The following is a 12,878-nucleotide window of genomic DNA, read 5'->3' on the forward strand; positions in this document are numbered from 1 at the left end:
CTCTATCCGCCGAGCCGAAAATATTTGGCGGCGGCGGAGAATTGCGAGCCGTCGGCCTCGATCTCCTCCAGGATCTTTGGCAGAAGGTCGGAGGCCGGTGTCGGTCTCGAGAACATCGCGGCCTGGATATCGTGCGGTCCGGTGATCACCAGCATGATCTGCGGCAGGGGCTTGCCGGCCGCTTTGTCGGCGGCGCCCAGACCGATCGGGATGCTGAATGTCGCCTTGTCGGTTTGCGCCACCATGCGGTCATCGAGGTTGAAGGCAATGCCGCGGTGGTCGATCAGCATGACGTTGGAAACGAGCCCCCCATGCGTTGCCAGCGTGCCGCTGATCGGCGCGCCATCCGGCACCGATGTCCGGTCGAGAACGAGCCGCGGGCTATCCACCCGGTTGCGGTCGAGAAAGCGCAGGAGCCTGGTCACTTCACACTGGGGCTGGTCGATCAGACGGACGCTGATGTCCGGCTCGAGATGGAACCTTGCCCGAAATTCATTGAGCAACTGCTCGAATGGCTGCACGGCCGTCGCGAAGCCTTCGATAGCTACGGCGCTGGCGTCTTCGGATGTCAGCGACGCGTAGAAACAGTCGCCGCCGCTGAAGTCGCGCACCCATGAAGCGCGTTGCGCGGTCTCGTCGCCGGTCGTCGCCGGGGGGACCGCCGGCTTGGGCACATTCATCGCGACTTCGGTGTTTTCGGGCTGTGTGGTCACCGGTGGCGGTTGCTGGGACGACTGCGCCGTCTGTGTCGGCTCTGATGGCACGGTTGCCGGCGGCTGGATGGCGGGCGGGAGAGGCGCCGCCGGTTCAGCCGGCGGCGTGGTCGGCTGCGTCGGCACGGGGCGCTGCGCAATCGGCGGCGGGGAAGCCTGAGGCTTGGCCAATTTGGAGAGCCTGTTGACGAGGTCGGTTGCGCTTGGTTTTGTCGCTGGGAGGTCTGCCTCCTGCGCCGGCTTGCCCTCTGCCTCCGCCTGGCTTCGCGCCGATGTCTCCGGCGGCTGACTGACTGGTTTTGGCACTTTCGCACTCTCCTCGGCCTTTGGCACCGAAGCTGCCGTTGGCGGATTGGCGGTCGGCGTCTGGGCTGGCTTGATCCCGACCCCTGGCACTTGCGGGGGATTGTTGTTAGCCTGTGATTTTGTTGCCGGCTGCTCGCCTGCAGCGTCCGCCTGGTTCTCAGCCGGTATTGCGGTCTTCGCCTTTACATCCGGCAGGGCAGGTGGCTTCACCGTTTCGAAGGTGCCGGCGTTGTCGGTTTTTGACGGCTCTGGCCGAGGTTGCACCGGTGGGTGTGGCTGAGGTTTCGATGCTTCCGGTTGCGGCGCCTGGGCCACCGTCTTTGCGATCAGCGGCTTGAGTTTCTCTTCGGCCGGCGGTGGCGCCAGTATGCCACTGAAGTACAGCCCGCCGCCCAACAGGAGCACCAGCGCCGCGAGGCTGCCAGCGATGGCCGGCATCCGAGACGACTTTCGCGGCGGCATGGTCGTGCTGGCCGGCGCGGGCGTTGGCGCGGACCTTGGTTGCGACAGATGCGCCGGCCGCACATGTTCAACGAAGCGCTGTTCGCCAGGAGGAGGCGAAGGCTGGACCCTGGACTTGGGCAGTACCGTCCAGCCGGCGCGCGGCAATCCCGAGCGTTCACGCGAACCGTACGCTGCCGGCGCCAATGTGACCTCGACGTCCTCGTCACGCGTTGCCCTGGCGATGTCGGCCATGCTGGCCGGCCGATCGCGCGGGTCCGGCTGCAGCATCGCGCCGACGAGCTCGTGGAAATTGGGATCGATGTCGGACAGGTCCGGCACGGTTCGGCGTTTCTCGACGACGTCGTACTGGGTGCCGCTCATATCGAGCGGCTTTCCCCGCAAAACGGCGGCCAGCACCAGGCCGAGGCTATAAATATCGGACTGCTCGCTCACCTCGCCGCCATAGAGGCCGAGCTGTTCGGGCGAGACGTAATTGTATTTGCCAGCGAACTTGCCGCCAATCAGCGTTTCACCGCCTGCGGCCGCCGACCGAGCGATGCCGAAATCAATGATCTTGGCGCGCTCCACCCGCCCGCCGGGCAGGATGATGTTGTCCGGCGACAGGTCTCGGTGAACCGCGCCCGCCTGGTGCACCGCGGCCAGTCCCGAGGCCAGGCGATGGCAAAGGCGTCGCACTTCTTCTCCCGGCATCGGTCCGCGACGCATCACGTCGAAGAGTGATTGGCCGTCCACGAACTCCATCGCCAGATAGGGGCGGCCGATCTTCGGATCGATGGTGAAGACGTGATAGCGCACCACTGCGTCATGCGACAAATGGTTGAGGATCGAGGCTTCCTTGCGGAACAGCGACAAGATCGTCTGGTCGCGGGCGAATTCGGGAAGTACGATCTTGATCGCTACGTGGTCGCCGGTTTGGATGTTGTGGCCGCGATAGACTTCTCCCATGCCGCCGGATGCGATCCTCTCGTCGAGTTCGTAAATGCCGCTGAGCTGTGTGCCGGCGCCAGCATAGGTGACCTTCGCTGATAACCGCGTCTTGTCGTCGTCGCTCATCTGGCCAGGCTCTCCGCGCCGGATCGATCCTGATGGAGCGCACCGTCGCGCCCGCCGCCGATCTTCACCAGTACGATGGTCACATTGTCGGTCCCGCCGCGCGCCAGCACCATCTCCAGCAGGCTTTGGCACGCCGCCTGCGGCGTTCCCGATCTCACCGTGGCTTCGATCTCGGCGTCGCTGACATGTGCCGTCAGGCCGTCGGTGCTCAGAACGAAAACATCCCCCGCTATCAGCTCGCCCTGCTGGAAATCGATCTCGAGCTCGTCGCTGACGCCGACAGCATGAGTAATGACATGACGGCGCGGCCAGGTAAGCGCCTCTTCCGCACTGATCATGCCGCGATCCAGCAGTTCCTGGACCTCGGTGTGATCCTTCGAGACCTGAAAGATCATGCCGTTGCGGACCAGATAGATGCGGCTGTCGCCGGCCCACAGGCCTGCGAACCGCCCGTCCATGGCAAGCAAGGCCGCGAAGGTGGAGCCGATGGTGACGCCGCGGGATCGCGAGATGTTGCGGATCTCGGAATTGGCGCGGCTCAGCCGGTCTTCGAAGCGCGCGCGAAGGTCCGGTGCCGAGCTCGCGATGCCAATGGTTGCCAGATGATCGACGATGCTGGCCGACGCGACCTCGCCGGCCTCGTGCCCGCCCATGCCATCGGCCACCACCCAGAGGCCGGTCTGCGGGTCGATCAGGTAGTTGTCCTCGTTGTGGTCGCGCACGCAGCCCCTATGGCTCACGCCGAAGCTTTCGATGGGAAGGGCGACAGTGCTCAATTTGCCACCAAGCGCTTCGCGAGCGTCCCCTGTGACCAACCACGGGCAGCATGCCCAGGCCACTTTGCCACATGCGCATACATTAGAGTACCGAAATAAGGGCTGCAGCCGTAGGCGCGCTTGAACACGGCCATGTCAGAAAGCCTTCGGACAGCTGAAGCCGGCCAGGGCTGGCAACAGGAAGGGATCGGCCCCCGATCCGGACTGGATCATGTAAGCGACGTCTCGTCCGCCGATCACGAAGCGGGCTTCGGTGTTGGCGCCGTTGGCGGTGATGGTCGCCTTGTCCAGCAGACGCTTCAGGGCCCAAGCTCCTTCGAATTTAAGCGCTGAGTCGCGGCCTGGCATTTCCGGCATAAGGGTAAGGCTGGCGGAAGCCGAGGCAGTGCTGTTTGGCCACGTCACCGTGCTTGGCGCATTGCCGGTCTGACTGCTCTGGACAGTCTGGCCGTCAATGTTGAGAAGCGCGTTGTCCGCGTCTCCATTCAGCGAAAAAGGCGTGATGGTGAGCGAAACCGACGGCACCGAGCCGCCGGAGGGGAAGAAGGCGCTGCGGATCTCGGCAGCCGACTGAAAGGATTTCAAGGTCGACTTCGCGAGCTCGTGGCCGGAGCGGGCATCCTGTCTCCAGGTCCATTCCTGGCCGGTCATGTCGATCAGCGACGCAAGGTTCTGCGCGAAGAAGCGGTCCATCAGCCCGCCTGGTGCGAAAAGCCTGGCGAAATCCGCTATCGAGATCTCTTCCGTGCCGTCGCTGGCGAAGGGATAGCGACCGTTGACCGCCTCCTCGCAGGCTCGTGTGACCGTCTGGTCGAGATTCTGGTTGAGGTTGGCCACCGAAGCTTCGGCGATGTTACTTGCAAACTCGTCCGTTGCCGCGTTGACCATGCGCGCAAGCGGCCTTGGAAGGCGCGAGACATTGGCGCGCAGCGTGGAGATCTGCAGCTGCAGGTTGGCGTTGATGCGTTCGGCCTGTGAAGGGACTTCGGCCGAAAGCGTCAGGCTTTGAAAAATGTCGTGAAAGTTCCGCGCCAGAGCATCGAGCGGCCGCCGTCCATTGGCGCCGCTGACCAGGGACTGGAACGATCGAAACTGTGCCTCGACGCTCGCACCGGCACTGTGTGCGAGAGCCGAGCCCGAACCGGCACGGGTCTGTGACTTGCCGCCGGCGATCTGCAGGCCGATGCGAGCCAGGCCTTTGGCCATGGTGACGGGATCCTCTTGTGCCGCACCGCTTTCGCTCTCGGCCATGGTGTTCTCTTTCGACAATGCGGTCTCCTCAGCGATCGCCGTGTAGAGCCGATCGAGAGGCGAGCCCGCCGCGGCGAGGGCGGAAAGCGCGAGATATCGCGGCTTGTCCTCGAGCAACGCCTTGAACTTCAGTTGGTCGAGTACGCCGTTCCATGCGGAGGAGAATTCCTTGCCGTAGCGGTCGATCAATTCAGGGCCGAGCTTGGGCAGGTCCTGGTCGATGCCGCCCTGTTCCTCGCCGCCGCCAAGCACCCACCGATCGTTCATAAGCGTTTGGGCGATGCGCGAAAGCTGCGGCAGGAAAAAACGGTTGAAGCCGGCGCGCGTGTAAAGTCCGGGAACGTTGAGATCCGCCAGATCACTGCCATCGGTTCGTTCAAACACGAGCTGTGCCTCAGGACCGGCTTTCGCCGCGAGGGAGAAGTTGTCCAGCCTTGCGGCGTAAACCGCTGACTTGATCAGCGCCGAAGCGCGGTCGGCAAGGCTCATGCGGCCAAGGGAGCGTTGCGCGGCTTCGATCAACGGTTGGTTGAGCTCGAAGAGAGGATCGTAGGCGTCGTCGAGGGCGAGCATCGCGCGCAGATGCTTTTCGAGCTGCGCGCGGCCTGCGCGGTTGTTCTCGCCCGGATAGCGGTTCACTTCCCAATCCTGCTTCATCCAGGAAACGATCAACTCGTTATCGACCTTCGGAGCCTTGCCGCCCAGCATCAGGTAGATCTTCAGCGGCTCGTAGAGCGCGATTGGATCGGCTATCTTGGCCTGGATGGTCCGCTCGGCCTGCACCAAGAGCCGGGAGCGGAATGTCCGCTCGAGCGCTTGCCGGTAGGCATCCCTGGACGCCGACAGCAGCCTCTCGCGCTGGCCAAGCCCGAACGTCCCCTCGATCGGCTTTCGCTGGTCGCCGTTCCCGAACCCGGCTGGCAGGTTGCGCAACTGGTCGAGCGGGCCGATGACGTTTTCGAGATCGACATCGGTCACCATGGTACTCTTGAGCAGCGAATCCGCGCTGTTGCGATACTGCGCCATGGCCTGCCTGGTGGAGGCGATCAGCGACTTGTTGGCGAAGAAGCTCAGCCCAAGCACGCCGAGCGCCGTCAAGGCCGCCAGTCCAATCGCGGCGAGGCCGCCAAATCTCGCGAACCTGGCGCGCCGTTCGGCCGCCCGGTCGAACGATACCCAGCCCGATTCCGGAAAGATCACCTTGGTCAGGAGATCGTGCAGGAAGAAGCTCTTGCCGGTGCCGGAAAAATGCGCCTGCGAGGCGCTGCCGAAGCTGCGCCCGATGGTGCCCAGCACCTGGTCGAACGGTGTTCCTTCCTGAGTACCCGAGGAGAAATAGAGGCCCCGCAAGCTCACATTCACCCGCGATCGAGAGGCATCGAACAAACTAGTGATGAAATGCGCTGTCGGGTTCCTGAGGGCGCCGAACTGCGCCGGGAAATCGAAGATGGCGATGCGGGCCACCGGATCAGCCTCTTCCTGCAAGCGATCGACGACTTCTGCTGCCAAGCGCTGCGCCAGACCGTCGAATTCGGCCGGCGCCTCGCTGGCCATGTTCCTTGTGCGATCTACGGTCTGGAACGTTGCGCCCCATACCTTGCGCCTGCGCGCTTCGTCGAATTCACCGAAATAATCCATGAAGCCGGATACGAGATCGGCCTTGGTGAAAAGCAGATAGACGGGAAACTGGACCTTCAGCGTCTCGTGCAATTCGCGCAGGCGGCTTCTTATCTCGGTGATATGCGCCTCGATCTGCTGGTCGTCGAGGCTGATTAGATCGGCGAGGCTGATGGCGAGGATCACGCCGTTGATCGGTTGCTTGACGCGGCTTTTCTTGAGTAGTCGCAGGAATTCAAGCCAGCTTGCCTTGTCGCGCTCGCGGTCCGATTCCTGCGTCGTGTAGCGGCCGGCCGTGTCGATCAGCACCGCTTCGTCGGTAAACCACCAGTCGCATAACCGTGTGCCGCCGACGCCGGCCACCGGCTGGGCATTGCCGAAGCCCGCAAGCGGAAACTTCAGCCCGGAATTGACCAGCGCCGTCGTCTTGCCGGCGCCTGGCGGCCCGATGATGATGTACCAGGGAATATCATAAAGGAAGTTGCGCTTACGGCTCGTCCGCCTCAGGGCTGCGATGGCTTCACTCATGCGTGCTTCGAGCACCTGTGAGTCGTCGCTCCGCTCGTCGCTGCGCACGATGGCCGTTTCGAGTGCCTTTTGCGCCTTGCGCCTTTGCCAGAAGCGAATGCCGTAGAACAGTGCAAGCGCCGCCATGGTCGCACCGATGATCACCGCCCTGAGCCACACGGACCCAAGCGGGCGGGTATCGGCGAAGCGGATCAGGGGTCCGGCATACCAGATGGCGGCCGAGTAGCCGGCCAAGGCAAGCACGCTGAAGATCGGCAGCACCCAGCCGACCAGCCGCTCCTGGCCGCGCCCGCTCACAACGCGTCCTCCTTTGGGATTATCACGTCGACGCGGCGGTTCTTGGCGCGCCCTTCAGCCGTCGCATTGTCGGCGATGGGTTCGTCTTCGCCCTTGCCATCGACGCTCAGGCGCGATGGGTCCTTCAACTGCTTGGCCATCAGGGCCTGCAGCGCTTTTGCGCGCGCCACGGAAAGATCGAAATTCGACTTGAACGGGCTCGACTTCTTCGGCTTCACATTGTCGGTATGGCCGACGATCTTGATCGGTCCGGGTTCGGCATCGAGCGCCGTGGCAATGTCCGCCGCGATGGGCTGGAATTGTGCCGTCGACTCGGCCTGGCCTGATACGAACAAAAGCTGGTTGCTGATCTCGACAACGATGAAGTCGCCCTTCGTGCCGACGCTCAGTCCGCCGCCGGCGACCTCCTTGGCGAGTGCCTTTCGGATGCGGTCGATCTGCGTGGTGTTCGCAGGAGGTGGTGGCGGGTTGGCTTGCACCGGTTCGCTGGGTGCCGCCACGCTGGCGCGTTCAATGGTAACCGGGGTCGAAGGATTGAGCGCCAGCAACTCGCCGGCCGTTACATCGCCTTCATTGGTGATCAATATCCTTAGCCAGAAAAAGGCCGCCGTCACCAGGGTCGCCGCGGCGGCTGCGATAGCCCACAGCGGCAGCCGCACTCCTGGCCTGGCCAGCGCCGCCGCCATGCCTTGCCACCGCGGCGAAATGTCTTCGGCGGCACGCGGCCGGAAATAGCGCAATGTGTCGTAGACGTCGTGCCGGACGCGCTCCAGCGCGTTGCGTTCACGCGGCAACCCCCGATACTGGCCCTGGAATCCCAGCGACAGGCAGGCATGCATCAATTCGAGCAGGTCGCAATGCGCTTCAGGCTTGGTGAGGAGATTGTTCAGCGCTTCGTAAAAGCCCGCACCTGTGGACTGCGTGTGGAAGAACCTCACCACCATACTGTGCTGAGCCCAGCTTTGCTTTTCCGGCCAGGGTAGGTTGCCGATGAGATCGTCGGCAGTTTCGCAAAGTGCAAACTTTGCGATCCGCGCGTCTTCTTCCCCAATTCCGGCTTTGGCGGTGGTACGCTCGAACCTCTCGATAACGTCTGCGGTATGCTCCGCCAGAGCGGCCGCTTGCCATTCGACCGGTATCAACCGCAACTGGCCGAAAAGCATGAGCAAGGGGGCTGCGGCGGCAAGGATAGGATTGGCCGCGGCATACTTCACGCCGACGGTGGCGTTGAGCAAGACATCCTGCTGCAACGCCGGTGCCCTTGCAGGCACCGCTTCGTCGTCCTGAATGACCACGGTTCGGGACGACCAGCCGGGGGGCGTCTGCCGGCCGACGCCGGGGTCGAACACCGTCGATTCCCTGGCGGGTGATGGAAGAGGGGGCACGCTTGGCGCACCGGAACGACCGGGGGCCAAAAGCGGCTTTTGCCTTGGCCGTGGCGCGCGGATGACGGTTTTGTCCGGAGGCTCGGAGGAATCGTCCTTCGAGCTCATCGGCGCACCACCGTCGAGGTGCAACGAACTTTCACGGGAGGGGAAAGCGGCGCGCAAGGGTCAGGATCAGCAGCGAGCCGCGTGGAAAGCCTGATCTTGCCGAAACATGACATTCCTGCACACGCCCCAAGCCGCGCCGCTCTGCCAGCCTTGGCAAGCGCCCGTGTGTATTCTAGTCGCACAGGCAGCCGATTGAAATCGGAAAGCGGGCTGATCAGGCAAGCGGCCTCTTCTATGGGGCTCGTAATAGAGCCCGTAAGAGCGGTGCTAACGAGATTTGGCGAGTACGGCTATTTCTGCTTACAGGCCTTGGCATAGGCTTCAGCGAAATAGGCGAGGAAGACATCCAGCATGCCGTTTTCATGCTTGTCCTCCATCGTGCGCCACGTAGCGACGAGCGCATCCCAGGCTTGGCTTTTCCTGGATGAAAAGGAGGCAGGCGGGATCTTTTTGGCAATCGCCTCCGGCGACAGGTCGTCGAGCAGCCTCGCGAGTGCGGCCTGCATGGCGGCGTAGGTTGCGATTTCGTGGGTCTTCAGGTCGCCGAACGCGTCCTCGATGCTACGTTTGGCATCGAGATAGCCTGCCCGGCGCCTGGCAAACATGATCTCCAGCATGTCGTCGGTCCCCGGCACGAATTTCAGCGGGTTGTTGTCCTCGGCGCCGATCATCGTGCGGTGCGCGCTCTTGGCGAGCACCTTGGCCGCCGCGCGCGCCTTGAGCAGGAGGGACAGTTGCTCGACCGTGGTTCGCAAGACCCCGCCGATCTCGGTCGCGACGTCATGCGGGTCGCGTGACGACAACAGCTCCGGCGACAGACCGGCCGCCAAGGCGACGTCGCGAAGTATTCCGACCGCATCCGCCGGCTGCTTGGCTGGGACAGCCGGGCTGGGCAGCGGCGCCGAAGGCGTCGACATGGGCGCTGCCTCGCCCGGTCGCTGCTGCCCCGGATTGAGGAATGGTGTACTGCCGAGTTCAACCGGCCTTCCCGTCGAGCGCGACAACTCGCGTTGCGTCGAACCGGTCCTTGCTTGCGCATGACCGGTGGCGCCGCGCTCTTCATCGATCGAAACGGTGATGACATAGCGGCCGATCAGCAGCCGGTCGCCTCGGGTCAGTCGATGCGGCGCATTGATGCGCTGGCTGGAGCCGTTGACGAAAGTGCCGTTGCGCGAGAGGTCATAAAGCCAGAACGAGCCCGTCTGATAGCGGACTTCGCAATGCCGGCCGGAGATGATTTTGTCGGGGTCCGAGAGTGTCCAGTCGCAACTTTCGCGCCCGATTTCAAAGCTGCGGTCGCGCGCGGCATAGCTCGTCGCGACCCCTGGCGGCAGCCTGTCGACATTGCTGATCTGGAGCGAAATGAACATTCGAGGCCACTGTCAACGCTGAAATCCAAGGTATTCTAGCAGCTTGCCAGCGCGGTGGGAGAGGTGCGTTTAACATGAATGCACTCTACGGTTAGCCATTGCTTTTGTTTGGCCGCCAGAAAACATATGCTAGGCTTGCAATGGTCCGGTGCGGTGAATTCGAAAACTTCCCGAGCGTGATGCAGTTTGCAGGGCGGGGCTTCAATCCATCACACTGAGGGCGGCGTCCAGGAGGGGCACGACCCATGCCGAACGAACGTGCCACGGTTGTGCAGACGCCGGTTGGCGCCGATGTGCTGACCTTTACCCATCTTGTCGGTCGTGACGAGATCAGCCGATCTTTCGCCTATACTGTCGGGTTCGTCAGCAAGAGCCGTGACATCGATCCGCTGAGGATGCTGGGCGGCCTCGTTTCGGTCGAAGGCGAATCGGATCCAAAGCGCTGGTTCAGCGGCCTGGTCTCGGATTTCAAGCTAACCCGCATCGAGGACCGGCTGGCGTTCTACGAGGCAACCGTCAGGCCGTGGCTCTGGTTCCTCGGCCATACCACGGACTGCCGCATTTTCCAGAACATGACCGCGGTCGAGATCATCGAAAAGATATTCTCCAAATACGGCATCGCCAAATTCGAAAAGCGGCTGCAGGGGTCTTATCCCTCGCGCGAATATTGCGTGCAGTACGATGAGAGCGATCTCGATTTCGTGCAGCGGCTGCTCGAGCACGAAGGCATCTTCTATTTCTTCGAGCATGACGAGGGCAAGCACACGCTGGTGCTGTGCGATGCGATGAGCAAGCTGAAGCCGGCGCCAGGCTATGAAAAGGTGCTCTATAATTTCGAAGGCCACGGCTCGCGGCGCGATGTCGAATACATTACCGAATGGATCCCGGGCAGTGCGGTGCGGCCAGGCGCCTATGCCCATACCGACTATGATTTCGAAAAGCCTGGCGCCGATCTGATGGCGAAATCCGCACAGCCCTTCGGCCACAAGGAAGCCGCGGGCGAAAACTATCGTCAGCCCGGCGCGCACCTCGATGTCGGGCGGGGCGACAAGATTGCGGGTATTCGCCGCGAGGAACTCCAGGCGGTACACCAGCACAGCACGGCGGTGGGCACAGTGCGTGGCCTTTATTCAGGCTGCAAATTCACGCTCGAAAGCTTTCCGCGCGACGACCAGAATACGGAATATCTGGTTATAAGCGCCGAATACCGCCTGTTCGATCCGGGCTACCGGACCCAGAACGAAGCCCACAGCGAGAATTTCAAGGCCGTCTTTGGCGTTGCGCCCACCAAACTGCCCTTCCGGCCGCCGCGGATCACGCCGCGGCCGATCATGCGCGGGCCGCAGACCGCGACAGTCGTCGGCCCCTCGGGCGAGGAAATCTTCACCGACAAATACGCGCGTGTGAAGGTACAATTCCATTGGGACCGCCTCGGCAAGAAGGACCAGAACTCGTCCTGTTTCGTGCGCGTGTCGCAGACCTGGGCCGGTGGCGGCTGGGGGTTCATCCAGATCCCACGTATCGGCCAGGAGGTCATCGTTGATTTCATCGAGGGCGATCCGGACCTGCCGATCATCACCGGCCGGGTCTACAATGCCGCCGAGATGCCGCCTTACGGGCTGCCGGGCAACGCGACGCAATCGGGCTGGAAGTCGAATTCGTCAAAAGGTGGCGGTGGCTACAACGAGTTGATGTTCGACGACAAGGCCGGTTCCGAGCTGGTCAACTTCCAGGCGCAGAAAGACCACCATTTGCTGATCAAGCATGATCGCAACAAGACCGTGCAGCACGACCAGTCCGACCGCATCGACCACGACGCCAAGCACTCCGTCGGCCACAACCTCGACGAAGACGTCGGGAATAACAAGACAGTCAAGATCGGCGTCAATCAAACGACCAATATCGGCAGCAACGACACCGAGACGGTAGGCGCGAATCGCTCGCTGACCATCGGCGCCAACGAGACGATCCACGTCATAGCCAACTCGACGGAGAACATCGACGCCAGTCATTCTCAGGCGGTCGGACTGGTGCAGACGGTGACGGTGGGGGCGGCGCGCATCGACACGGTGGGCGCCACCGAGACACGCAGCGTCGGCGCGGCACAGACGAACACTATTGGGGCTTCGCGGTCGGTGAGCGTAGGTATCAGCCAAAGTCACAGTATTGGCGCTGCGGACAGTTGGGACATCGGTGCCGGCCAGACCGTCAATATTGGCGCCGACCAGAGTTTCGCGGTGGGCGGAGCACAATCGACTGAAATAGGCAAGGCGCGAACAGCCAAGATCGGAGCTGATGACGCCACAGACGTCGGGGGCGCACATGCGCTCAAGGTCGGCAAGGGCAGCGGCATTCAAGTCGCGGAAGACAGTACGATCAAGGTCGGCAAAAAGCTGATGATCAACGCTGGCGACGAGATCACGTTGAAGTGCGGTGATGCATCTATCACCATGAAGAAGGACGGTACCATCGTTGCCGACGGCAAGGACATAACGATCAAAGGCAGCGGCAAGATCACCGTGAAGGCGGGCGGCGACGTGATCGTCAAGGGAAGCACTATCAACAACAATTGAGGTCATTGTCATGGAAACGCTGAAGCGGATCGACGGTGTCGTGATCGGCCTGCTGATAGGCTTCGAAGACGGAGCGCCACTGGTGGTTTTTGTCGGCAATCCCCGCGAGACGGCGACTGCAGCCCGTAGTCTGACAGAGTTGGACGCATCGGCGATCGGCTCCGAACTGGCATTGCTCTTCGAAGGGGGAGATCCGATGCGCCCGCTGGTGGTCGGGCGAATCGTCGATCCTGCCCATAAGAAGCAGGAACTGAATGTTGTTCGGGACGGCAGCCGTGTTGTGATCACTGGCGAGGAGCGCATAGAGCTGCGTTGCGGATCTGCGTCCATCGTTTTGGAAAAGGATGGCCGCGTCACCATTCGCGGCACACAGTTGACCAGCCAGGCGAGCGGCACCAACCGTATTCGCGGCGGAGCCGTGCATCTCAATTGAGGT

At 62.5% G+C, this 12,878-nt stretch carries 7 protein-coding genes; 2 read left to right on the forward strand and 5 right to left on the reverse strand.

The features are described 5' to 3' along the window. Positions 1–2 precede the first annotated feature (2 nt). The 5 genes from FJ960_RS13635 to tagH form a co-directional block, all read right to left on the reverse strand. Positions 3–2,537: a serine/threonine-protein kinase gene (locus FJ960_RS13635; protein WP_140714552.1), complete on the reverse strand. Its 2,535-nt coding sequence runs from the start codon at positions 2,535–2,537 to the stop codon at positions 3–5. Continuing rightward, positions 2,534–3,313, reverse strand: a complete 780-nt coding sequence (locus FJ960_RS13640; RefSeq protein WP_140714554.1) for a PP2C family serine/threonine-protein phosphatase — start codon at positions 3,311–3,313, stop codon at positions 2,534–2,536. Before FJ960_RS13640 ends, FJ960_RS13635 begins: the two co-directional genes overlap by 4 nt. 135 nt (positions 3,314–3,448) lie before the next feature. After that, a complete protein-coding gene (tssM, locus tag FJ960_RS13645) occupies positions 3,449–6,982 on the reverse strand; it encodes a type VI secretion system membrane subunit TssM (RefSeq protein ID WP_140714671.1) in 3,534 nt (1,177 codons plus the stop codon). Positions 6,983–7,002: 20 nt separating this feature from the next. Then, complete coding sequence (gene tssL / locus FJ960_RS13650) at positions 7,003–8,391, reverse strand: type VI secretion system protein TssL, long form (RefSeq protein WP_348642359.1); 1,389 nt, start codon at positions 8,389–8,391, stop codon at positions 7,003–7,005. Between the two features lie 398 nt (positions 8,392–8,789). Then, positions 8,790–9,869 carry a type VI secretion system-associated FHA domain protein TagH gene (tagH, locus tag FJ960_RS13655; RefSeq protein WP_140714558.1) on the reverse strand — a complete coding sequence of 360 codons (1,080 nt, stop codon included), beginning with the start codon at positions 9,867–9,869 and terminating at the stop codon, positions 8,790–8,792. 245 nt (positions 9,870–10,114) lie between these two features. Here tagH and tssI point away from each other — a divergent pair, with 245 nt between their 5' ends. Together tssI and FJ960_RS13665 are read left to right on the forward strand one after the other, a co-directional pair. Then, the gene (tssI, locus tag FJ960_RS13660; protein WP_140714560.1) at positions 10,115–12,442 is read left to right on the forward strand and encodes a type VI secretion system tip protein TssI/VgrG; all 2,328 of its coding nucleotides are present in this window, start codon (positions 10,115–10,117) and stop codon (positions 12,440–12,442) included. 10 nt (positions 12,443–12,452) lie between these two features. Continuing rightward, the gene (locus FJ960_RS13665; RefSeq protein ID WP_140714562.1) at positions 12,453–12,875 is read left to right on the forward strand and encodes a DUF6484 domain-containing protein; all 423 of its coding nucleotides are present in this window, start codon (positions 12,453–12,455) and stop codon (positions 12,873–12,875) included. Positions 12,876–12,878 lie beyond the last annotated feature (3 nt).

This window comes from Mesorhizobium sp. B2-3-11 (assembly GCF_006442215.1).
Lineage (GTDB): Bacteria > Pseudomonadota > Alphaproteobacteria > Rhizobiales > Rhizobiaceae > Mesorhizobium > Mesorhizobium salmacidum.

Excerpts from the sequence above, each read along its gene's own strand:
- tssI (WP_140714560.1), top strand. The coding sequence starts at position 10,115 with ATGCCGAACGAACGTGCCACGGTTGTGCAGACGCCGGTTGGCGCCGAT.
- FJ960_RS13665 (WP_140714562.1), top strand. The coding sequence starts at position 12,453 with ATGGAAACGCTGAAGCGGATCGACGGTGTCGTGATCGGCCTGCTGATA.
- tagH (WP_140714558.1), bottom strand. The coding sequence starts at position 9,869 with ATGTTCATTTCGCTCCAGATCAGCAATGTCGACAGGCTGCCGCCAGGG.
- FJ960_RS13635 (WP_140714552.1), bottom strand. The coding sequence starts at position 2,537 with ATGAGCGACGACGACAAGACGCGGTTATCAGCGAAGGTCACCTATGCT.